This window comes from Roseomonas genomospecies 6 (assembly GCF_008365375.1).
In the GTDB taxonomy this organism is placed as follows: Bacteria; Pseudomonadota; Alphaproteobacteria; order Azospirillales; family Azospirillaceae; genus Azospirillum.
This window is the reverse complement of the sequence record NZ_QOKW01000012.1, coordinates 1-21,222: the sequence shown is the minus strand read 5'-3', so window position 1 is coordinate 21,222 and position 21,222 is coordinate 1. Positions and strand designations below refer to the sequence as shown.

Sequence of the window (21,222 nt, the reverse complement as noted above, 5' to 3'; positions counted from 1 at the left end):
GCGCTCGCTCTACCCCGCCATCCCCCGGTGGGCGTGGATGACGTTCATGCAGCTTTCCACCTTGCCCTCATCGAACGCGGCGGGGAGCGGGGTCTCGTCGCCGCGCAGCTCCTCCTCGCTGTAGAAGGTGACCCACATGCCCGCTTCCCCGCGCGGTGCCAGCCCGGGATACCGCTTGGGCAGGACGGCCCCGAGATGGGCCTGATACCCGTCGATCAAGAAAATTCCCGCCGCATCGAAGACCCAGTCGGACGTGTCGTCCTCGCAGCAGAAGTGCAGCGGTCGCCCGCGCTGGTCGGCCGCCTCGACGGCTTGGATCGGCCAATGGGTCAGGCGCGACAGCGCGACGGCGAAGTGCAGGCCGCCGTCGGCTTCGCATGCGGCGACGGACGTGGAATCGATGCGCCCGGCACCTCGCGTGGTGATGACGGTCGGGTTCCACTTGCTCGCGCTCCTCTGATGCTCCTGCCCGGTCGCTGGTGCAGACCTCAGGAAACCCTGGCGCGGACAACGAAGGGGGACGGGAACCTGGAAAGCCGGTTTGGGAAACCCTTTTCCACGTATGGGCTGTCGTGTTACGCGATCCGGGTCCATTCCTGCGAGCGTGACCATGGCCATCTCCCTGTCCACCGAGCTGCTCACCGCCGTCGAGGCGCGGCTTGCCGCGACCGCGCCGTTCCGGAGCGTCGCGCATGCCGATCTGGCGCGCGCGGTGGCCGTCGGGCTGCTCTGCCTATCGCGTGACCAGCTTGACCTTCGGGCCGCTGAAGGCGTCGTGGTGGATGGTGCCGACGATGGAAACTTCTGCGAGCGCCTGATCGTGGATGGCTGGTGGTGCCCGCCCGGAGAAGTGACGCCGCACCTGCGGCCTCTGTCCGCGGCCATCCAGGGCGTTCTCGGCGCCACGCCCATTCCGGAGCCTTCCGAGGCGGACCTTCGCCTGGACCGGATCAACGCCCTGCTGGCGAGCGCCCGCGTCAAGCTCGCGGGCGTGACGCGCAGCAAGCGGTTTCAGCGCGCGCGCGGTCTGACGCCGCGGGAAACGGTCGCGGTGATGATGTCCGACCTGCTCAGGGTCGCCTTCTGCCAAGGCACGCATCTCTACTGTCTCGACCAGTACGGCGACGATTCGACGCAAGATTACGGAGATTCGCGCAGCGTAAGCGAGGCGCTGCTGGTTCTGGCCCGCGCGCACCGCTCGCTCGACCCGGACTCCGCGGCATACCTGTGCAGGCTGGCCGCCGTGGTGCACGAGACCCACATCGGCGAACCGGGCGGCGTGTTCGGCGAGTTGGATGCGGTCTTCCGCGCGCGCATCAACCACGTCTTCGCGTACATGTCGGCGCTGATCGACACCAGCAGTGCCGACATTGACCCGTTCGAACTGGCCGATGAGTGGCTGGTGCACGAAGCGCTACTGGAGTTCGCCTGACGCTCCGGGCCCGTTGGCGACGGCGTTAAGGTCAGGCGGCGAGGTCAGGCCTCGCCGCCGTCGGACGCCTTGTCTGCTGAAGAGCGCCATCCTTTCGTGCGGTGCTCCGTGGCTGTCGCCTCCATCAACAACACGGCTTTTTGCACCGCGTCGGCTGTCGTCGTATGTTCCAGCGGACCGGGGTCGGGGAGATCATGGCCAAGCACCGTGAGCTCGACCATCTCGCACCAGGCAATGTGGAAACGGCGACCCCACTGTTGCCACCATGACACCGCCTCGTCAAAGGTCGTCCGCCGTTCAGCGATGTCATTCAGAAGCCAGTTCGGGACGCCCGTCGCGACGTTGATGACCTCGGTGCCGTTGACACCGGGGGCTTCATAACGGTCCTGGAAGTACGGCATGTCGTACTTTGGGTCGAAGGTCTTGTCGCCGAACGCGAGGCGCATGGCCTGCCAGCGGCTGGGCCAATCGCTGGCACGGGTGTCCTCAAGGAATTCCAACACGGCAACCAGGCAGACGGCGTCTCCTGAAACCTCTGTTTCCAGAGCATACGCGAGCTTCTCGCGCCACTTCGGTCCGAGCACCTTCTCAAAGCGTTCGGGCAGGTCGATGTCGTCGTTGATGGTCATGATGGGCCGCAGAAGGATTGGAAGGCGTCGCTGGTCGCGCCGATGCCGAACCTTACAGGGATAAAGCGCAATGTCCAGCCTATGGACGATCGGCTGATGCGCCGCCGGATGTCGACGCTGTGCGCGTGCTCAGATGTCCACCACGAGCGGCCTGAAGAGCGCGGCCGCGGGCTCGTCGGGATAGCCGCGCTGGTTGCTGAGGACCCGCGTTGCACCGACCATGTAGTCGCAGCTGGTATGAGTATGCCCATGCACCCACAACACTGGCTCGTGTTCGCGGACCAGATCCTCCAGGTCACTCACGAACGCTGGCGACAGGCCGCTGGCTTGGTGGGGCGGCAGGTCCGAACCGCGCGCGGGGGCGTGGTGCGTGGCGATGATCACGGCGTCATCGGACCCGGAGCGCCGCAGCTCGTCATCGAGCCAGTCGACCGTCGTCTGGTGCAACGCCAGCGCATCGCGCCCGCGGAAGGGCCTTCTCACCAAGGATTCGCGAATCTCAATCAGGCGGTGGTCGTTGAGCTTTTCCTCCGCCGTCATCATCGCCTCATCCACCGCGCGCAAGCGCTGCACGGCGTTGAAGTCGGGGGGCGCGTTGAGTTCGTAGTCGGTCCACAACGTCGCGCCCAGCACCCGGACGGGTCGGCCGTCCAACTGGAACGTCCTTGCCGAGCGTTCAAGGAAGGCAACGTTGCTGGTCTTCGCGGCGGCCGCGCGCAGATCCTCGAGACCGCTGTGGAGTTCGCCGCCATAGAACTCGTGATTCCCCGCGACGTACACCGTGGGGATGCCTTCAAATTCCTGGGCGGCCCAGGCGATCCCCTCGGCGCCCCGGTGGATGTCGCCCGCCAACACGACCAAATCCACACCGGCGCGTCCCACCTCGAAGCCCCAGCCTGGGGTGGGTGGCGGCAGCCATTCCGCGGGTCCGACGAGGCGGCGCATCGTCCCCTGGACCTTGATCGCCGACCGGCCGCAGTGGCACCGGGCGCCTTCTCGGGCATGGCGGCTGGACAGCGTGGAGCCACAGGCCGTGCAGTGGGCCCATCGAAATGTTTCGTGTTCCATGTGTGTGTCGCTCATGACGGCGATGCGCGCCATGTCGCCCTCTACCAACGCCGATAGGCACCCAAAAAAAGGTCTCCGACCGCGCGCCGCAGCATGATCGTTATCCAATACTGCTTACGGTGATACTCGCGGTCATGGAACAAATGGCAGCGCTGGCACAGCGCTTTCAAGTTGTTTGGATGATTGTCGGTGGGGTCGTGGTTGAGGTGGCATGCCGCCAGGATCACCCGCGACCTCTTGACCGCGCACGCCTCCACGATGTCAGGCCATGCCGCGGGCTGGCCGCGGTGGTCTCGCCAGGTTCCGCCGTCGGTGTCGTACCAGCGGCCATCGGGCAAGCACCTCACCTCACGGCCGTGCGGCCGCCCGCAGCCTTCACACCGTCCTCGCGCCCGCCCAAAGCGAACTTGCTGGCTGATGAGTGGCCAGTCGATGGGGTAGTGATACCGAGATTCACGGCGGATTGGCATGGTTCCGCAGTATGCCGATCGCGGAATCCGACCACCACATTATTTTGATTTTGAGGAGTATGCTTAGAGAACTAGCCCGGTTGGACTTATTCAGCTGGTCGACGTGCAGCGGCCACTCGCCAGCCCTTTCACCACATGCGCCCCCAGCGATCAACCGGTGGAGGACCCTGCCCTGCGCAAGGGTGTCTGGGTCACAGACGTCGGCGGCGTCAACTCGACGTATCGCAGTAGCTGTCCTGGACCGCCTCGGCTGCGGCTATGGCCGCCACCGTGTGCGTGGCGCACGCCGCGCGGATCCGGGCAGCCGTCACCGGGTCGATGCGTCCCCTGCCCTGCTCCCAGCTGACGACCGTCCGCAACCCCTTCCCCACCGCTGCGGCCAGCTGCGCTTGCGTCAGGCCAGCCTTTTTGCGCAGGCCGCGCAACTCGTCCGGCGCCAGCGCTCCCCAGACGCCGCGCTGCGTCCAGCCCGCCACCGCCTGAGCCAGTCCGAGCGCCAGAGGCGTCCGCCTGCCCTCGTACAGCGCGGCGACGACGTGACGAGCCGCGTGCGCGGCGTCCTGGTCGTCGACAAAAACGACCGTCGCGACCACGTCCTCGACGCCGATCCCGCTCGTGTCGAAGCCCAACTTAGTCAGCTTGTCCAGCACACCGTCGGCGGCCGCGCCGACCTCCGTCGCCAGGGATTCCATGCGAGCCCGTTCCGCGTCCTCGCCTGCGAGCAGCGCGAAGTCCTGGTCAAGGTCATCGGTCAGCGCGTGCCATGTGATCTCCGACGCGAGGATGCTCACCACGTCGTCGCGGTCGGCGTGGCCACGCGGCAGCGGCGCCCCGTTCAGCGCGGCGGCGCCCAGGGAGTCGGGGTCGGCCTCGATGAGTGCGATCGCGAGCGCCTGGACCAGCGGCGTTGCCCCGTTCCACAGTTCGCGGCAGGCTTCGATGGCGCGGGCGACCGATGGCGGCGGAGCGGGATGTGTCACAGCGCCACGCACTGGGACGCGGGCGTACGCCTGCACAAGTCCCTTCGCTTGCACGATATCATCCGCCATCACATTCGTCAGCACCGCACATGCTCCCTGCCCACATAGACTTACTATGGCGCATAAAACGCCTCAACTGCATGTGAGCACGATAAGGCACGAGCCGCCAAGATGCAATGTGCAGGGAACAGCGCACAAGACCTTCAATGCGCATGTGTGTTGAACGACACACATGTCTCGGAAAATGCCGGTGGAGCCCCCTGCCCCGTTGACGCTTGTCAGCGTCTGGGCAAACCATCCATAAAACGCACCAGCGCCTACGTCCGTAGGCTCTCAAGCGTTTTTGTTGACAAGTCGCCTTATGGGAGTGCATCGAGTGACGTTCGCTACCGAAACGGGCAAGGCTCCGAAGTTCGTGGCGTATTACCGCGTCTCGACGGACAAACAGGGAAAGTCCGGGCTCGGTCTCGAGGCGCAGCAGGCGACCGCCGAGCGCTACGTCGCGTCCGTCGGCGGCAGGCTGGTCGACAGCTACACCGAGGTGGAATCGGGTAAGAGGGCCGACCGCCCGCAGCTCGCGGCCGCGCTGCGGGCCTGCCGCATCCACCGCGCGACGCTGGTCATCGCGAAGCTCGATCGCCTGAGCCGCAACGTGGCGTTCATCTCGGCCCTGATGGACTCCGGTGCCGAGTTCTTCGCCTGCGACGTGCCCGCTGCCAACAAGATGGTCATTCACATCATGGCGGCGCTGGCCGAGCACGAGCGCGACATCATCTCGCAGCGGACGAAGGCGGCGCTCGGCGCCCTGAAGGAGCGCGGCAAGCGGCTGGGGTTCGCCAACACGGCCGTGCGCGGTGCTGAGGCGGCGATCGTCGCGGGCAATAAGGGCAGGGCGACCGCCGTCAAGCGGTCGGCCGAGGCGCGTCGCGAGCGGTTCGCCGCGCAGGTGGCCGACCTGCGGGACCTCATCGAGCACCTGCGCACCGACAAGGGCATCACCACGCAAAAGGCGCTGGCTGACGAGCTCAACAGCCGCGATATCCCGACTCCGCGCGGCAAGCGCTGGCACCAAGGCAGCGTGCGGCGGCTGCTCATCGCCATGGCTGCCGAAACCCGGGCCAAGGAAAGGGCCGCCGCATGAACGAGCCCCGGAAGCATATGGTGGTGACTGTCAGCGGCCATCCGTTGCAACGTGGCGAGGGCGAGCCCGTCGTGACGGCTTCGAAGCGCCCGGCCGCCGTTGCCGCGAGCGGGAAGGGCAGGGGGCCGAAGACCGCCCAGGCCATGAAGTTCCGGGAGTTCGGCGACCTTGCCAATCCGGGCGTCGACCTCGTCGACGCCGCCGAGGAAGCCGCCGCCAAACGCCATCACAGCCGCCTCAAGGCCGCTGACACGCGCCGCCGGAACACGCTCGAGCGCGTGCGCGAGCTCAAGCCCATTGTTGCTCAGATGCGCGCCGACGGCATCGACGGGCCAGCCGCGCTGGCCGCCGAGTTCAACGTGCGGAGCATCCCGAGCGAGCGTGGCGGCACCTGGTCTGGGGCGGACGTTCGCCGTCTCCTCGATTGGATCGCCGAAGCCGACGGGGTCAAAACGGTGAGCGTGCCTTGGAACCGGAGGGGCTGGGTCGAGGGGTTGAAGCCGATCCTCACTGAGCTGCGCGCCACGGGGCTGGCGACACCCGAAGAGATCGCCGCCGCGCTCAACGCCCGCCTCATCCCGAACGGCAGCGGCCGCGCGTGGTGGCCCGAAGACGTCGCCCGCGTCCTCGTCTGGGCGGACGCGCTCTGAGGCAATAAATATGGCTCTGTTGGCGCTAGGTATTGAAGGGTGCTTGGATGCCAGTTGATCGCTACACTTACAGTGTCGCTTGGTCCTCCGAGGCCAACGAGCACGTCGCCACCTGCTTGGAGTTCCCCAGCCTCTCTTGGCTCGGCGAGGACGAGATCGAGGCGCTGCGTGGCATTCGCTTGCTCGTCGCAGAGACGGTCGAGGACATGCGCGCGAACGGCGAGGCCGTCCCGGCCCCTTCCTCGATACGAGACAGCGGTCAGCGCCCCACCGTGTAAGCGCGGGCGTTCAACGACGAACCCATAAATAAATAGAACGCGCGCTCGCGCGCGTACCCTCACACCCCGGAAGGGCGGCGCGGGCAGGAGCGCGACACCCTGGTTGGCGAATATGCACAAACTCAGTTCATAGCCGCCAGCCGCGAGCGGCAGGCGCCGCTAGCGGCACCATTCCGTGCCTGCACCGCATCGACCATCTGCACAAAAGTGAACTCGCACAATCAGTGGGAATTGAACTGCTGGATGATGTGAACAAATAATGTGCATCGAACGGCATATAAACATAGGGTAGCATTGCCAATGAACTGCTGTTGTGCATAATGGCTTGGCGAGCTTGATGGAGGGGAACATGGACACGTCGCGCTGCCCGACCCGTTCGGAAGTCCAGTCGGCCACGAAGCTGGTTGAGGCCTACCGGAGGCTGCCGCGGCGCGGCGCTGCGGCGAGCCGGTCGGCCGACAAGGCGGCCATCGACAGAAAGGTCTACGCGGCCGAGCTCGACGTGTGGCGCCGTGCGTCCGAGGCGCAGCGCTCCATTGCCCGGACCGTCATCGAGCTGGAGAAGTTCCCTGGGGACCTGCCGTTCGCATTGCCCGCGGCGGTCGAAATCAAGCGCTCGGAGGTGCCGCGGCTCGAGCGCGACGCCGCGCTCGCCGTGGCCAGCGGTCTGCGCGACTGGCTGTCGTACGGCGGCAGGCCTGAAGAGGCGGAACTCGAAGCGGACCGGGTGCTGGATCAGCTGCGCCAAGCGGGCTACGAACTCGACAGCCTCACCGAAGAGGACGCCATCGCCGCGTCGCTGCCCGATGGCAAGGAGCACGCGGCCTACGCGATGCGTGCGGCCATCCTGCTGATGGACGGTGGCCAGCCGACTACCTGGTCGAAGGGTGTCGCCAGGGCACTGTACCGGGCTGCGTACCGCGAAGCTCACGGGGCCATGGACGCCGCCGAAGTGCGCCGTCTGCGCGCGGCTGCTGGCCTGACGCAGGGCAAGCTCGCCGCCAAAGTCGGTCTCAGTCTGCGCCAGATCGCCTACCTGGAAGCGGGTGAGCGCCGTGTAGAGGATGACGTCGCCGAACGCATCCGGACCGTCTGCACCGAGGCGGCGGCCCGGAAAGCCATGAGCTCGGCGGCCTGACCATGCCCATCAACCGCCACAGCCATTCCGCTATCGAATGGCCATCGGCAGCGGGGATCTGACGCACCCGCTCTACGAGCCTCGGGCTGACGCCGTGACGAATCTCGGCTGCCTGCGCCCTGCGCTCAATGGATCTCAAGCGGGACGATGCGCTTGGCTTCGACCACGCGCTGAGCGTCTCCGTACGCATGCACGCGCATGGCTGTACTCAGCTTCCGGTATGTGGCGGTGTCGATATTAATGACCTTGCGGATCACGTTGTTGTTGCGGTCGATGATGGTGTAGCGGACGGCCCGCGGCCAAACCTCGACGCCGACACCGTTGTAATAGACGCCGCTGTCGTAGCTCGGGTCGCCTTGGATATTCTGCTGCTCTGGCGACACGTAGTTGGCAATCCAATCCGTGTCGAAGTTGTCCACCACGTGGTTCAGCTCAGCCAAGTCTCCGTTCAGGAAAGCCAGCGCCTCCTCGGCATTGTTCTCGATCCAGATGGTACGGTTATAGTCCGCGAATTCGGAAACGGTGCAGTCGAAGTCATGGCCGCCAAGATGCTCGAGGTCGAGCGCGATGCCGTGCACCTCGCCGTTGTCGTACGCCCACTTGCGGCCACGAAGGCGGTCGACCTCCAGGGCCACAGCGACCAGGATCCCTTCGTCCTCGGTCTCGGCCACAAGCACCTCGGGTGCCGCGACGATGATGGCTTGCAGCAGAGTCCAATCCGGCAGCTTGACCCCGGTGATCGCTGCGATGTGATGGGCAAATGCCTTCCCTTTGAACGGGCGCTCGATCTCGATGTCATCCCGCAAAGCCACGTGCATGTCCTCAGCGGTTGCCCAGCCAAGGCTCATGGCCATAGCCATCTCCAGATGAAACTTCTTCAGCGTCTGAGTGGTCGCGCAACAGACGTCAGTCGGCTGCCCCAGAATGCTCATGATGACGTCGACGGCGTCGCAGGCGGCGAGGATGCGCATGGGGGTTCTCCCTAGCTGGATGGTTGGAACCGGAAACCCGCCTGCTCGGCGTCGCCTGAATGACCACGGGCCGTGGCATACGCTCAAGATATACGGCGGCGAGAATACAACCGCAAGCGATTTATTTAATAAAAAATCATTGCCACTGACCGCTGGCAGATCAATCTTGGATTCAGGCCATCTATTGCAGGAGGAACGCCATGAGCAGCACGCCAGACAAGCCGAAGCGCCCCCGTGGTCGCCCTCGCAAACTCCCAAAGGACAACCAAGGGGTGGTGAGCTTCAACCTGACCGCCGAAGCGTTGGCGAGTATCGACGCTCGCAACCGGAGCGGCCGTTCGGACGCCCTGCGCGATGTGCTGGCGCGCTACGAGGTGCTGGTCGAGGAGGCTCTTCCGAGCATGACCCGCTGGCAATGGATGCTGGCGCTGACCGCCCTCCAAGGCGAGATGCCCGACTTCGACGATTGGGACGGCGAGACGATGCCGATCTGTTACTCGCCAGACCCGCAGGCGATGCGGACGACGATCTGGTACACGGCCGAAGGGACGGTCAGCCCGACCGACATGGGCAAGGTGAAGACGTGGCTGTCGAGCCTGACCGCGGAGCAGATGCTGGCGATCGCCGATGTCGCCCAGCGGTACTGGGCCAAGGAGGATAAAGACCCGTCCGATCCGCTGCGCGGCATTCTGCGTCCCGAGCACATCCTGAACTGAACCGAACGGTATCCCTTCGTAACCGAGCGTGCCATTACCCGCTTGCTCGCCGACCTGCCCAACGCCGATCAGGCCCCAACACACCGTAGGCCACCATGCACCTGCTCAACGCCATCGCCGACACCGTGCAGCGCCACGCCGCCCTCATGCGTGAACGCCGCCGCCGGGGCCCCATGTTGCCGCTGAACAGCGCGGTGGGTTTCATGACGGGGCGAGCGCGATCCGTTCCAGCTGGGCAACGGCATCCATAGCGGCGGGTCCTCGGGTGGCGGGTCTTCTCCGCGGGCAGGCCATTCCCGGAAAACGGACGGTGACGTCCGCGCAGCGGCGCTCCCCCTTGTGCGCAGCAGAAGGCCCGAGGGGTGCGTGCCGTGTCCCGGCCGACCACCCCGCCAAGCCGGAACGCCCATCAAGGCTCGGCAAATTGACAACCGTAACGCATTGAAAAAGATCGCACTTTCGCGCAAGTCGCCCTTGTGTGTGTTGTTTTCAACGTGCATATTGGAGGCAACACTGCTCTTCGAACAGAGACCCACGCCATGCACAGTCTGACCGACGCCCACCGTCCAACCCATCGCATCACCTTCAGCCAGGAAGGGGTGCTGATCGGCGCCATCGAGCTCGGCGCCGACGTCGAGACACGCCTGGAGGATGCGGTTGTTGCCGAATCCGTGCGGGCTGGTGTCGGTATCGCCGAGTGGGGGCAGATTGCCTGCTACGATGTCTGGTTCGTGGCTGAGAGCGACGGTGAGGCGCTGCCCAAAGGCCTGCGCGAGGTCGCCACCAACCGGGATGGATCCCTGCCGAACGGTGCCGTAGCGGCCATCGGCACCGGTAAGAAGGTCCTGACCATCGACGGTACAGATCTGGCCGTCCGCACCCGGGTCGCCGCCATCAAGGGTTGGGACGGGCATGACGCGGGACGTCTGCTCAGACTGCTGAAGGACCTAAAGGCCGAGGTCGAGCACACGGATGAGCACATCGATCTGGGCAACATGCTGTTCAGCCATCAGGTCCCGGACGACATCGCTGGCTTTCCGGTGTGGGCTGTGGATGCCAAAGGCCGCTGCATCGCGGGCGATGCAATCGACGACTTCCATGTGACGACCGTCGAGGAGGTCCGTGACGCCATCGCCGAAATCCGGGCGCACCAGGTTGCCACCCACCGCGCCGCCGGGTGATTTTCGCCAGCGGACCGATGAGAGCCGGTCAGCCCGCTTCCACCTGATGCAGAACCCGCCAATGCCGAAGTCGACCATCAACCCTTGGGCCGCTTGGGAGCTCTGGAAGGGCAAGGCGCTCCCGCAGGACAACGCCGTCATGCTCGCCGCCGCCTTCGTCTACGCGGCCGAGCGCGGCTGGATCCTGGACGGGCCTTTGATCCAGGGGGAAGGCATCCCGATCGACACCAAGGACGGCGTCGAGAAGCTCAGAGCCCGTTCAGCCTTCCTGTTCCTGACCGCGGCGATGCCACCCGAAGCCGATGATGCGCCTGGCCGCGCCGTCGTCCTGCGCGCTGTCACCCTGGCGCCGCGGGAATGGCGTTACCGGGCAGCCAACCTGCTGCGCAACATGAGCGAGGTGCCACCGGTGCGGATGCGGATCGGGACCCGCATGCTCGACACCGAGACGGCCGAGCCCGTCGCAGAGCATCGGAGCTCGTGGGGCATGCGGCGGCTGTACCGGGCGCCGCGTGGCGGCTTCTTCGAGGCGGTCTCCGACCGCATGGTGCTGACGCCCTGGGACACGCTGGCGGCTTGGCGTGCCAGCCTGCCCTATGACGGCGAGGTGACGTGCTTCGAGCAGGCCGACGGCACGCTGGGGGTCCGTTTGCATCCCGACTTGGCCGAGCAGGCCAAGCAGGCCGCCAAAGCTGCGGGGAAGCCGTTGAACCGCTGGCTGGCCGACATCGTCGCCGACGGCGACGTCGAGGCCGCCGAGGCTCCTGTGGCTCCGCGGACCGCACCGGTCATCCGGGTTCCAATCGCCGCCGCCCGCAAGCAGGCGCTGGCCGATCGCGCGGCCGCCGCCGGTGTCGCCGTGACCCCCTTCGTCGCTGGACTTGTCGCTGCGACCCTCGGCAAGGCCTGACGAACGCGCACGGGCTCAGCGGAGCATGGGGGTCAGCCCCAGTCCGTCGTAGTGCTCAAGATATCGGTGGGCCTCGATGTGCTCCCCGACTGTTGGGCAGGTCGCGTTCCGGCCGCTGCCCTGTGGACGCTTGTCCAGTGAAAGATGGTAGGACGGGGAATTCGGGAACTTCCCCGAAAAGAAGTAGCGCATTCCCTGCGCAACGACGGTGCATGGGAAAATGTACACGTCGGGCTCGCGTTGCCCGGTGACCAAATCAACGCAGCAGATGAACCGCCTGGACGTGTCGATGGCGTCACGTTCCGGAGTAGCGTACTTGCTCTGGAGAATCCACGCGCGTTTGTAGCTGGCCGAGGACTTCACCTCGATGAAGGCGACGTTGCCGCTCTTGTCGAAGGCCAGAATGTCGTACCCGATGGTCGTCCCCCATTGCAGGCTGACCATGTAACCACGCTGCGTCAGACGCGAGGCGACGAGGAACTCGCCTGCCAGCCGATTCAGGTTCTTCCGCTCGTTCGACACCTTGTCGTTGGTGCCGCTGTCCGCGATCAGCTCGTCACTCATCCTGGCGCCTCGCCCCCGAAAGCCACGGTGCGAGAACAACGTAGACGGGTCAGCGCAGAGTGGAAAGTTGAAGGCGCGCATGCCGCGGCCTTCGGTGACAGGAGGGTCGCGTCGGTTGAGAGCACGCTCCACGATGGCCGACACGGCGCGCCGACGCAGGCATACTCCTTGGTCGGGGCAGACCCTAAGGAGAAGGAGGGCACATGACCGGGTTCAACGCATTGCTGCTGGAGTGCAACCGCGACCTGGACCTGTCCACCGTCCGCCTGGTCAGGCACCAGGACACCCGATTCAAGACGGCCCTCAGCCCGTACGATGCTTGGATACTGGACGACGGCCGCCTGGAGAGCTACCAGAGCGTCCAGAAGCGCCCTGTCTTCGCCGACGTGGCTCTGATCGCCGCCTTCGTGGCGACCCCGGTGGGCGAAACGGTTTTCATCGGGATGTACGAGAATCACGGGTGCAGCACGGTCCCCCAGGGCACCCCTGATCGCCTGACCGGGGAAGACGTGTCCGGGCAGCACCAGTACGACCTGCGCCGCAGCCCCATGCTTCAAGATCTGCACGGCCGCGTCGTCATCGACTGGGGCCCCGCCGCCCGGACCTGGGTGCAGCGCCCGGACAACCAGAACAAGCTCATCCTGGAAATCAGCCGCGCCCGGTACGAGCCGCCCTTCCCCGGGTTCATGGACTTCACCGCCCAGCTCAGTGGCCTGCGTGCGCTTCCGGCCGCCTGGAAGGGCGCGCTGGCCGCGGTGAACGGCGTCTACCTGCTTGTGTGCCCGAACACGGGCGAGCGCTACGTCGGCTCCGCGTCCGGAGAGAGCGGATTTTGGGGGAGGTGGGAAGCGTACGTGAGCACGGGGCATGGCGGGAACATCGGGATGCGTGAGGTGCCGCCATCCGATTACCATGTGAGCATCCTCGAGGTGGCCGCGTCCTCAGCGTCCATTGCCGACATCCTCGCGATGGAGGCCCGCTGGAAGCGCAAGCTGTTCACCCGAGACTTCGGGCTGAACCGGAACTGAGGACCGCGGCCGCCCCGCCCCACCGTTTCACAGGCTGACCGAATGGGACAGCTCGCGCATGGCGCGCAGCCAGTGGCGCGCCGCGGCCAACTTCTCGTTCGCGGGCGGCACCAGCGGCGGCTCGGGCTCCGCATCAGCCTGGACGGCGGGGGCGACGGCGCAAGGGGGGACCGCGGTCGGCGCCAGGTTCAGCGCCGCGGCGACCCGGACGCCGAGCAGGGGCTGGACACGGTGGTGCCCGGGTTGATGTCGCCTTCGGGATTGCCGTCCAGCCAATAGACCTTGGGCTCGAACTTCTCCCGGCGCGCCGACGAAGCGGACGATCTCGCAGGGGGCGATGCAGACCAGGCTGTTGGCCCAGGACAAGCAGTTGGTCAGCGCCACCGAGGTGGTCTTGCCGCCCCAGCTGACCGAACCGTCGCCCAGGACCGGAGCGCCGCCGGACGGCACCGCGGTGAGCAGGTGCCCCGAAGGTCTCCCCCATCAGGAATGGCGACGACCCGCTCTTCAGGCTGCGCTCGGTGACCTCCCTGCCATTGGCGCTTCGCCTCTCCTCCGAGGGGCGTGTTCCGAAGCAACGAAGGTTGAAGGCGCCTTCCCACCTTTGAGCCTCTGATCGCCAAGTCCTTGAAGGTCAGACAGAAGTCCTGGTGCCTGCATCTGCCTGCGTGCAGATCACGCCCGATATGACTTCCGTCCCAGGTGACAGCCGTTGCGAGTTCGCGTTATGTTCGTGCGACACTCGCAACAGGAGGCTGGCATGTCTGACATGACCGACGGGCAGCGGGTCGCTGGGTTCATCCTTCTCAAGGACGTCGACGGCAAGCGCCACGCGGTGCGTCCGGGCGCTTTTCAGGCGCTCTCCGACGCCGACGAGGACGGGGATGAGACCATCGCCCAGATTGGGTTCAGCCGTCAGGTCCGGATTCTGCGCCCCCTCGACGAGGTCTTGACTTGGTTCTAAGCGGTTCGGTTGGCGGTCGCCGACGGGCACGGCGGTCGGCGCGCCACTTGGTCTTGTGCCCAACCCGGAGGGGGACACATGAACGCAAAGTCCTGGCTCGAGCCCGAGATTGAGGCCTCTTGGGAGGCCGTTCGCCGCCAAGCCGTCGGGGCGTACGCGGACCTGCGCGCGAACTTCATCGGCCGTCGCCTGTCCGACGCCAAGGTCAAGGCGGAGGTCGACCGCTTGGTCGAGCGCCTCCCCGCCCGGGCGCTCGGCAAGCCCCTGGCGGTCAGCTGGGGCTGGTCGCCAAGCGACCGACCGACGAGCGACCACCACCTGGAGGCGGCGGCGAAACGGATCCGGGCCTGCTTCCTGGAGGCCCTGCATGGCGTCTTGTGGCGCGATCTCGCCTTCGTCATCGAGTACGTCGGCTACGGCCGCGGCTGGCTGTTCCGGTTCCTGGTCGAAGGCGGAGGATTCGCGCGGCCGCGCAGCCTGCTGGACATCGCCGATGTCGACCTGTGGGAGATCCTGGCGTGCCATCACGACGAACGCCGGGCGCTGAAGGGGAGCAGGGACTACGGCGCCATGGAGCGGATCTTCGCCGAGCATGAGCGTCCGCTGGCGCACCTCCGGGCCATACGCACGCTGATCGTGATGATCCTCGACCGCTGCCCCAACACCTGGAACTTCCAGACGGAGAAGGAATGGACGGCCAAGGTCGATGACCTGATCAGCGCCTGCTCCAGCTCGGGCTGGCGGGACCTGACACTGCCCCGCTTCGTCGACCTGCTCTGGCAGGAGGTCCTGGAGGCCAACCGCAGCTTCGATCGCTCGCGCTCTGCTCACAACGCGGTCGAGCACGCGATGCGGCACGGCCACATCCTCTGGGCGGCCAAGAGCGAGATGGCGGCGCGCCTTGGGCTGGCGGTCACGCCCGCGACGGACCGCACGCTGCTGACGGCCGCAGGCGTGCAGTACCTATGCGCCGCGGTGCTCAAGCTGCCGTCGGGATACCTGGCCGATCCGCGTGGCAGCCGCCGAGGTCTGGAGGGCGTCTCCTTCGGCAGCCCGCTGAACGTGCTCGAGCGCCGCGACATCCGCACCATGCTCCGGTTCGAGGACCACGACGAGGCGGTCCGGTTCGCGCAGATGATGGACGCCGCCGACATGCCGCGCCTCAGCAGCCGCGTCGAGCAGCGCCGCGTGTCGATGTAAGCGTCATGGAATTCCTAGCCGGGGTGATGGGAGCGTGGTGGCAGACCATCGGAAGGACCGGCCATGACCGCCACCATCGCGCTCATCGAGCGCCGCTACGCCGATGTCCTGCGGCGCCTCGGGTGACCCCTTGATATTCGCGGCATGGATTTCTATAATATTTCTATAAGAAAAACACGCACCGTCACCGGCACCTGCTCCAGTCCCCCTCGAGGGCTTCCCGCAACCGACATCCGAAGGAGATGACCGATGTCGAACTCTGCGACGCTCCTTGAGGCGCTCATCCGTGAACAGGTCCGCGACCTGCTGATGGCCGCTCTTGACCGTCCCTGCGTTTTGGGGCCCAATCAGGGCGTGAACTGGGTGGCCGAGCTGGTGGACGGCTACCCTGCGCCGCGCGTCATCGCGCGCCTGGTCCAGGACGGCGCAATCCCGATGGACGACGGTCCGATCGCTGCCGTCGGGGTGACGCTGCTTTCGGACGCCTACGACCCTGAGCGCAAGCTCGCCACCGAACCCCACCTCGAAGACCAAGAGGTTTGGCTAGACACCTACGGCGCGCCGATCGCCGATCTTGCCGCCTACGACGGCGAAGTCGCCGCGTGCGCCTGGTCGGTTCACGTCGATGCCCGTCTCGGCGGCTGGGTCGACACCCTGATGGAGCAGCTGGCCGATCACCTCGGCCGAGGCCAACATCGGCGGGTGACGTAATGGCCCGGGGACGTCCCAAGGCGGTGGACGGCGGCAAGACCGTCGCCCTCTACCTCGACGCCAAGGTTGATGGCTGGATTGACCGCATGACCGCCGTCACCGGTGGCAACCGGTCGCTCGCCGCGGCGCTGGCTATGAACACTCACCGCGCCGTTACCGAGGCCTACGAGCCGCTTTTGGACCGCGAAGAGCGGCGGCGGGTGCTCAACGCATTGAACGGCGTCGCCATGCACCAGACGCCCCCGGAAGCCTGGCGTGGGGCTCTGCTGGGGAATCTGCTGGCCGACGACGAGGATGCCGCAACGGGGGATTTGGTTGCCAAGCTCCGCGCGCTGCCGCGCTGGGAAATGGTCCTGCTGGTGCAGTGGGCGCTGCTGGCCTGGATCGCCATCGGCGCTGGCGTGGACATTGGGCGCTTCCTGGATGGGGAGGCTCCCTGATGCCTGTGCAGACCACTCACCCCGCCGACATTCAGGCATGGCTCGATGGCTTTGACCTGCCCTTGGACGCCGTAGCCGTCATGCTCGGTGTCACCTACCGCACCTTGAAGACCTATGCGCGCCGCGGCGAAGCTCCCAGGACCGTCCTGCTGGCGCTGGACCGCCTCGCCTGGAGCGAGGCGCGGCTATGCGGGCTGCCTCGCGTGACGCCGCCCTTGGCACCGCGCCCTGAGCTCGCCGAAGTCGTACGGCTGATGAATCTGGCGGCGGCGATCGATGACCCCTCTGACATTTATGACGTGCCCGATATCCTGCGTCCGGTGCCCGCCCTGCTGGTCGATGCCCGGAAGGTGCTGCGTGGTCCCGCCCGGAGGGCCTCCGTGGCCGCGCTCGACCTGCTCAAGCAAGAGCATCGGCGAGGTCAAGACGCCTGGATGGATGGAGGCCTGGAGCGCCTGCGGCGCATTGCGACGGCGCTTGCCGCCGCCTGAATGCACATTGACGAGTCTGTCACCGGGTGCTGCTCACGGGTCGTCGGTGCGATCCCAGCCAAGTACGGCGTCGCGCGGAACCACGCCGCGCAGCCGTCCAGGGGCGCCCTCACCCGCCGCGTGGTAGCGCATGACCGCGTCGAGCACGGCGTGCATGTCGGTCTGTCGCAGGCCGTCGAGGATCCCATAGACGATCGCCACGTCGTGGTCGCCGAAGCCGTCGGCGTGGTAGGAAGTCGTCCGGATCTCGTCGAGCGCTTCGGGAGCTGACCACGCCGCCGACAGGTCGCCGGTGTCCGGGTCGGGCCGCGGCCGCAGCGCGTAGAACACGAAATCCCACTGCGGGAGGCTCAACAGCGGCAGGCTTTCCTGCACCATCGCCTCATACCGCTGGAGAAGGGAGCCCAGGGCCTGGGAGAGGTCGCCGGAGCCGCCCAGCGCGCGGGCGGTGAGAATGCGCTCGCTCTCCGGGTCGAGGTGCAACGTGACCGCGCGCGCCCGGCGTCGGCCCAGTCGCGCCAAGCCAGCGTCGAGACCGACGATGTTGTCGTGACCACGCCCGCGCTTGTCCCCGTCCTCGGCCATCCCGCCCCCGCCTGCAATCCCTGGAGGCTAAAGCGCGCGTTGTCCTTGTCAACACCTGCATGGAGCGAGGAGGCGCCGTGGTCGCGGCAGTCCCGCCTAGTGAGGATTCTCGGCGGGGCTGCCGCAGCGATGAGGATTTGTAACGTGGCGACGATGAGGATTTGTACCGTCCCGCGGTCACGATGGCGCCGGTCCCCGGTCGGTGGGCGTTTCGGCCTCTCCGACCACCGCTGGCAGGTACTTGCCGAAGCCGACTCTCGCGATCAGCCCTGCTTGCTCCAGGCAACGGATCATCGAGCGACCGAAGCCTGCCCGCTCCAGGTCCTGCCCGGTCGCAGGACCGCCGACGGCTCGCACGACCGGCACGGCCTTGGCGCGACGCTCGGCCCGCGACGGCAGACGGTCCCGGGGCGGCCGCGGCAATGATCTGGCCGCCGTGTACCGACCGTCGGCGTCCACCTCCAGCAATCTCTCGGCCGCCAGCTTCCCGAGGCGCCGCCGTGGAACGCCACGGCGCGCCAGATCGGCCGACGCTGAGCGGCCGCCCGGCGCCCCGCAGCAGCGCCAGGACATCCGCCTCGGTGCGGGCAGCCGTCGGCGTGCGGGACGGCTTCCCCGAGGCGGCTTCGTACAGGCGTCGCGGACCGGTGCGTCAGCCGCCTCGGCCAACACGACGACGGTCGCCGTCGCGGAGCGTACGACGTCGGTGCGCGTACCGCGTCAGGCCTCGGCATGCTGATGCCCGCCTCCGGGCGGCCGTGCGTAGCGACCGCGGCCGACTTGGCACAACGCCCCGGAGGACACGAGACGGTACACGGTGGACGCGGGAATGCCCGACCGCATGAAGTCGCGCAGGCGCAGCGGCCCGGGGGCGCCGTCGGCCAGTGCCAGGGCGGCCGTCCGTCGGTCGGGAGGCGCACCGCTCTCCGGTACGGGCGGGACGCGGGTGGACTCAAGCAGGCGCGGTGACGCCGCGTACCCATCACCGGCGCGCTCGAGCATGCCCTCGCGGGTCAAATGCAACAGCGTGGACCGGGTGATACCCGCCTGCGTGAACCTTTCCGCGCCGACCGCCGCGCCGTTCGCGCACACCGCCATCCACAGCGCCGTCTCCAGCGGCAGTGGGGCGCCCTCGATGAACTGGTAGCGGCCATCCGCACCACGCTGCACGCGACCGCGGCGGACCAGGTAGTGCAGGGTCGTCGGCGGCACGTCCAGGGCCTCGAACTCGGTCAGGCGGAGCGCCCGCTGCGCCCGCCGCGCGATGACCAGCGCCACCGCCGTCCTCATGGTGCGCCCTCCCCCTCATCCTGCCCGGCGGGCATCAGCATCCGGGCGCGCAACGAACGGCGCAGTGCCGCCTCGCGGACATTCGCGGGGACCGCGCCGCGCAGGTCACGCCCCGCCGACTGGGCGGCGACGGCGGCCGCCTTGGGCTTCGGCAGAGCCACCTGTCCGCGCCCCGTGCGCACCAGGCGGCCGTCGTCGACGAGATCCTGAATGGTCTGCGCGGTGATGCCTGCGGCCACGACGTCGGCAAGCCGCAGCGGCTCGCCACGCTGCGCGGCCGCGTGCGCCATCGCCAGCACCTTGCCGACCCTGCTCGCGCGCTTGGGCATCGGCGGTACCGTCAGCTGGACGCGGCCGTCGTCCAGGCGCGTCAAGCGGCCCGCGCGCACCATGCCTCGCACCCGGTTGGCGGAGATGCCCAACTCGGCAAGCTCCGACGTCATGAGCGGGGCAGCCGCGGCGGCGATGAGGGTCAGAGCCTCGTCGCTGGACGACACAGGCTGGACGACGGTGGGCTCCGCCTTGGACACCGCCTCGAACACGCCCGCGGACACCCGACGCAGACGCCCCTCGCGCGCCAGGTAGTAGACGATCGCGACCGACACCCCCACCGCACGGAACGCCTCGAGGTCGATCGGGCGACCGGACGCCTCGGCGAGGTCGAGCGCTTTGGTGGTGGCGCAGTCCTTGCGGCGCAGGAGGACGCGACGGCGGCGCTGGCGCGGGCCGTCTTTCGGCTGAGCAGCCTGATACGAGTAGACACCGCGCCCGACCCGCCGCAGCTGGCCGCTGTCGGCCAGCGCGTAGATCACCGAGGTCGGTATGCCTCGGCTGACGAACTCCTTCAAGCGCACCGGGCGCTCGGCCAAGCGCGCAAAGTCCAAGGCCCTGACGCCGTAGTTGACCCGCTCGGCCCCCTCCGGTTCGCTCGCCGCCGCGTCCGCATCGCCGCCCATCTTGCTGGCCGCCAGGGCCATGCGCGCGACCGCCGCCTGAACCTTCTCGCGCGCCGCCAGGGACTCGCCTGCGAGGACCAGCTTGGTTCGGCGGCGCTCGAGTAGGCCACGGTGCTCGAGGTACTCGATGGCGGGTGGCCTGATGCCCGCCCGCGCGAGTTCGGCGTCCCCCAGGGTGCCGCCCGCCGCGTCGATCAGGTCGAGCGCATGGTCGGACGACCCGGGGGTCGAGTTCGCTCCGGGAACCGCCCGGTACCATTTCGGCGCCACCCGCTCGATGCGGCCGATGGACACCAGGTAGGCCAGCGTGCTGGACGTCACCACCGCGCTGCCGTCGGCCAGCGTGTCCAACGCAAAGAATTCGCTCAAGTGCACCGGACGTGCCGCCGCCCGGGCCAACGCCATCGCCATCCGCGTTGCCTGCGTTGACATCTCATTCCCCTTCACAGCATGTCGTTGTCGCCGTGCCCGGAGCGCGTCCACGCTCGCACGGTCGCGCCGATGCAGATCCCGGTGATCGCCGTCGCGGTCAAAAGGTAGCCGTCGAGCTCGCGAAGGACCCCTTCCACGCCGCCATCGGACGCCCAGAGCGGATGCAGGCGTTCGCCGACCTCGTAGGGCAGCGCGGACCACAGCGGCATGAGCATCCAGCCGAGGCACAGCGTCATCGGCAGCCGCGCGGTCGCCCGGCCGCCCCGCTCCAGCCACGACAGCCCCGACCACACCACCGCGGGCGCCAGGGTTTTGGCCAGCCAGGCCCACCGGAGCGCGTCCCCCCCGCGCGGAGCGGGGTTGTTGATCAGCAGCCACTCGACGGATGGCACCGCCCACAGCGGCGCCGACCAGATGGCAAGGCGGACCGCGTGCGGCGCCGCCCACCGGGCAACCCGACCGACCCGGGGGCCAAGCCAGCGCGCGCCCGCCACGGCCGACCGGAGGATCGGGTCATCGCGGGTTTGCGCATCGACCCAGGTAACGGCGCTCTGCGCGCCGAAGACGACGGCCTTGCCGATCCCCTCGGCGTTTCGACGGCGGATCTGCCGCTCGGCCGCCCGGTAGCCGTCGGTAAAGCCGCCCTCGGCCAGGCTTTCCAGAAAGCGGCGCCGGTGCGACCGGGCAAGCGACGCAAGAACGGCGTCGGGCACCTGCCGACGTTGCGCGATCGGCATCGCCAGGAGCCGATCGAGCTCGGCCTCGCTGCTTCGGAGCAGCGCCCGCTCGGCGCGCCTCACGTGCCCTATGGTTGCGATTCCCATGGCGCTCTCGTTCACAGAGAGGCGGGAGGGGGGGGGGGAACCCCCCCCCCCCCCCCCCCCCCCCCCGCCCCCCCCCCGCTCTCGGCGGACCGAAGGTCCGCCTGCCGCGTCAGCGCTGGCTTCCAGCCAGCGCGAGAGCCTGCTTCGCAGGCACCCTCTCCCGAGACGGGAGA

General features: G+C 67.5%; 26 protein-coding genes. 14 read left to right on the top strand and 12 right to left on the bottom strand.

From position 1 onward, the window contains the following. Positions 1 to 9: 9 nt before the first annotated feature. Positions 10 to 612, bottom strand: a complete 603-nt coding sequence (locus DS843_RS16015; RefSeq protein ID WP_149469891.1) for a hypothetical protein — start codon at positions 610 to 612, stop codon at positions 10 to 12. Here DS843_RS16015 and DS843_RS16010 point away from each other — a divergent pair. Beyond that, on the top strand, positions 611 to 1,432 hold the full coding sequence (locus DS843_RS16010) for a hypothetical protein (protein ID WP_149469890.1): 822 nt from the start codon (positions 611 to 613) through the stop codon (positions 1,430 to 1,432). The two genes, DS843_RS16015 and DS843_RS16010, sit on opposite strands and share 2 nt — an antisense overlap. 44 nt (positions 1,433 to 1,476) lie before the next feature. Here DS843_RS16010 and DS843_RS16005 read toward each other — a convergent pair whose 3' ends face one another. The 4 genes from DS843_RS16005 to DS843_RS31580 all read right to left on the bottom strand — a co-directional run bounded on the left by DS843_RS16005 (position 1,477) and on the right by DS843_RS31580 (position 4,663). Next, on the bottom strand, positions 1,477 to 2,061 hold the full coding sequence (locus DS843_RS16005; RefSeq protein ID WP_149164748.1) for a hypothetical protein: 585 nt from the start codon (positions 2,059 to 2,061) through the stop codon (positions 1,477 to 1,479). A 129-nt stretch (positions 2,062 to 2,190) separates the two neighbouring features. Next, on the bottom strand, positions 2,191 to 3,162 hold the full coding sequence (locus DS843_RS16000) for a metallophosphoesterase (protein WP_149469889.1): 972 nt from the start codon (positions 3,160 to 3,162) through the stop codon (positions 2,191 to 2,193). Between the two features lie 8 nt (positions 3,163 to 3,170). Further along, positions 3,171 to 3,467: a hypothetical protein gene (locus DS843_RS15995; protein ID WP_247889868.1), complete on the bottom strand. Its 297-nt coding sequence runs from the start codon at positions 3,465 to 3,467 to the stop codon at positions 3,171 to 3,173. Between the two features lie 341 nt (positions 3,468 to 3,808). After that, complete coding sequence (locus tag DS843_RS31580) at positions 3,809 to 4,663, bottom strand: helix-turn-helix domain-containing protein (RefSeq protein WP_208852254.1); 855 nt, start codon at positions 4,661 to 4,663, stop codon at positions 3,809 to 3,811. 292 nt (positions 4,664 to 4,955) lie between these two features. Between DS843_RS31580 and DS843_RS15985 the strand changes: the two genes are divergently transcribed. The 4 genes from DS843_RS15985 to DS843_RS31575 all read left to right on the top strand — a co-directional run bounded on the left by DS843_RS15985 (position 4,956) and on the right by DS843_RS31575 (position 7,786). Further along, entirely contained in the window at positions 4,956 to 5,720 is a 765-nt protein-coding gene (locus DS843_RS15985) for a recombinase family protein (RefSeq protein ID WP_286192130.1), read from the top strand. Then, positions 5,717 to 6,370, top strand: a complete 654-nt coding sequence (locus DS843_RS15980; RefSeq protein WP_149469886.1) for a hypothetical protein — start codon at positions 5,717 to 5,719, stop codon at positions 6,368 to 6,370. The genes DS843_RS15985 and DS843_RS15980 overlap by 4 nt, the downstream gene beginning before the upstream one ends. Positions 6,371 to 6,417: 47 nt before the next feature. Further along, positions 6,418 to 6,648, top strand: a complete 231-nt coding sequence (locus DS843_RS15975; RefSeq protein WP_149469885.1) for a type II toxin-antitoxin system HicB family antitoxin — start codon at positions 6,418 to 6,420, stop codon at positions 6,646 to 6,648. A gap of 349 nt (positions 6,649 to 6,997) precedes the next feature. Continuing rightward, a complete protein-coding gene (locus tag DS843_RS31575) occupies positions 6,998 to 7,786 on the top strand; it encodes a helix-turn-helix domain-containing protein (RefSeq protein WP_208852253.1) in 789 nt (262 codons plus the stop codon). Positions 7,787 to 7,911: 125 nt separating this feature from the next. Here the strand turns inward: DS843_RS31575 and DS843_RS15965 are convergent, their stop codons facing one another. Beyond that, positions 7,912 to 8,757, bottom strand: coding sequence for a hypothetical protein (locus tag DS843_RS15965; RefSeq protein ID WP_149469884.1), 846 nt, complete (start codon positions 8,755 to 8,757; stop codon positions 7,912 to 7,914). A 200-nt stretch (positions 8,758 to 8,957) separates the two neighbouring features. On the opposite strand from DS843_RS15965, the gene DS843_RS15960 reads away from it, so the two are divergent. The 3 genes from DS843_RS15960 to DS843_RS15950 all read left to right on the top strand — a co-directional run bounded on the left by DS843_RS15960 (position 8,958) and on the right by DS843_RS15950 (position 11,564). Beyond that, entirely contained in the window at positions 8,958 to 9,473 is a 516-nt protein-coding gene (locus DS843_RS15960) for a hypothetical protein (protein WP_149164755.1), read from the top strand. 539 nt (positions 9,474 to 10,012) lie between these two features. Then, entirely contained in the window at positions 10,013 to 10,654 is a 642-nt protein-coding gene (locus DS843_RS15955; RefSeq protein WP_149469883.1) for a hypothetical protein, read from the top strand. Between the two features lie 61 nt (positions 10,655 to 10,715). Beyond that, positions 10,716 to 11,564: a toxin-antitoxin system HicB family antitoxin gene (locus DS843_RS15950; protein ID WP_167525329.1), complete on the top strand. Its 849-nt coding sequence runs from the start codon at positions 10,716 to 10,718 to the stop codon at positions 11,562 to 11,564. A 15-nt stretch (positions 11,565 to 11,579) separates the two neighbouring features. Here the strand turns inward: DS843_RS15950 and DS843_RS15945 are convergent, their stop codons facing one another. Further along, complete coding sequence (locus tag DS843_RS15945) at positions 11,580 to 12,128, bottom strand: protein NO VEIN domain-containing protein (protein ID WP_149469881.1); 549 nt, start codon at positions 12,126 to 12,128, stop codon at positions 11,580 to 11,582. Between the two features lie 203 nt (positions 12,129 to 12,331). Between DS843_RS15945 and DS843_RS15940 the strand changes: the two genes are divergently transcribed. Continuing rightward, on the top strand, positions 12,332 to 13,156 hold the full coding sequence (locus tag DS843_RS15940; protein ID WP_149469880.1) for a GIY-YIG nuclease family protein: 825 nt from the start codon (positions 12,332 to 12,334) through the stop codon (positions 13,154 to 13,156). Positions 13,157 to 13,183: 27 nt separating this feature from the next. On the opposite strand, the gene DS843_RS15935 is transcribed toward DS843_RS15940, so the two are convergent. Then, a complete protein-coding gene (locus tag DS843_RS15935; protein WP_149164760.1) occupies positions 13,184 to 13,540 on the bottom strand; it encodes a hypothetical protein in 357 nt (118 codons plus the stop codon). A gap of 376 nt (positions 13,541 to 13,916) precedes the next feature. On the opposite strand from DS843_RS15935, the gene DS843_RS15930 reads away from it, so the two are divergent. From DS843_RS15930 to DS843_RS15910, 5 genes are all read left to right on the top strand, one after another. Then, positions 13,917 to 14,120 carry a hypothetical protein gene (locus DS843_RS15930; RefSeq protein WP_149164761.1) on the top strand — a complete coding sequence of 68 codons (204 nt, stop codon included), beginning with the start codon at positions 13,917 to 13,919 and terminating at the stop codon, positions 14,118 to 14,120. A 78-nt stretch (positions 14,121 to 14,198) separates the two neighbouring features. Continuing rightward, positions 14,199 to 15,320: a hypothetical protein gene (locus DS843_RS15925; protein ID WP_149469879.1), complete on the top strand. Its 1,122-nt coding sequence runs from the start codon at positions 14,199 to 14,201 to the stop codon at positions 15,318 to 15,320. 249 nt (positions 15,321 to 15,569) lie between these two features. Beyond that, positions 15,570 to 16,031, top strand: a complete 462-nt coding sequence (locus DS843_RS15920; protein WP_149164763.1) for a hypothetical protein — start codon at positions 15,570 to 15,572, stop codon at positions 16,029 to 16,031. Then, positions 16,031 to 16,471, top strand: coding sequence for a hypothetical protein (locus DS843_RS15915; protein WP_149164764.1), 441 nt, complete (start codon positions 16,031 to 16,033; stop codon positions 16,469 to 16,471). The genes DS843_RS15920 and DS843_RS15915 overlap by 1 nt, the downstream gene beginning before the upstream one ends. Then, the gene (locus DS843_RS15910) at positions 16,471 to 16,962 is read left to right on the top strand and encodes a hypothetical protein (RefSeq protein WP_149469878.1); all 492 of its coding nucleotides are present in this window, start codon (positions 16,471 to 16,473) and stop codon (positions 16,960 to 16,962) included. Before DS843_RS15915 ends, DS843_RS15910 begins: the two co-directional genes overlap by 1 nt. Positions 16,963 to 16,995: 33 nt before the next feature. Here DS843_RS15910 and DS843_RS15905 read toward each other — a convergent pair whose 3' ends face one another. From DS843_RS15905 to DS843_RS15885, 4 genes are all read right to left on the bottom strand, one after another. Then, entirely contained in the window at positions 16,996 to 17,547 is a 552-nt protein-coding gene (locus DS843_RS15905; protein ID WP_149469877.1) for a hypothetical protein, read from the bottom strand. 720 nt (positions 17,548 to 18,267) lie between these two features. Beyond that, positions 18,268 to 18,837 (bottom strand): type IV toxin-antitoxin system AbiEi family antitoxin domain-containing protein, encoded by a 570-nt coding sequence (locus tag DS843_RS15895; RefSeq protein WP_149469875.1) that lies wholly within the window; start codon positions 18,835 to 18,837, stop codon positions 18,268 to 18,270. Beyond that, positions 18,834 to 20,204 (bottom strand): type IV toxin-antitoxin system AbiEi family antitoxin domain-containing protein, encoded by a 1,371-nt coding sequence (locus DS843_RS15890; RefSeq protein WP_149469874.1) that lies wholly within the window; start codon positions 20,202 to 20,204, stop codon positions 18,834 to 18,836. Before DS843_RS15890 ends, DS843_RS15895 begins: the two co-directional genes overlap by 4 nt. Positions 20,205 to 20,236: 32 nt before the next feature. Next, the gene (locus DS843_RS15885) at positions 20,237 to 21,049 is read right to left on the bottom strand and encodes a hypothetical protein (RefSeq protein ID WP_149469873.1); all 813 of its coding nucleotides are present in this window, start codon (positions 21,047 to 21,049) and stop codon (positions 20,237 to 20,239) included. Positions 21,050 to 21,222: the final 173 nt, after the last annotated feature.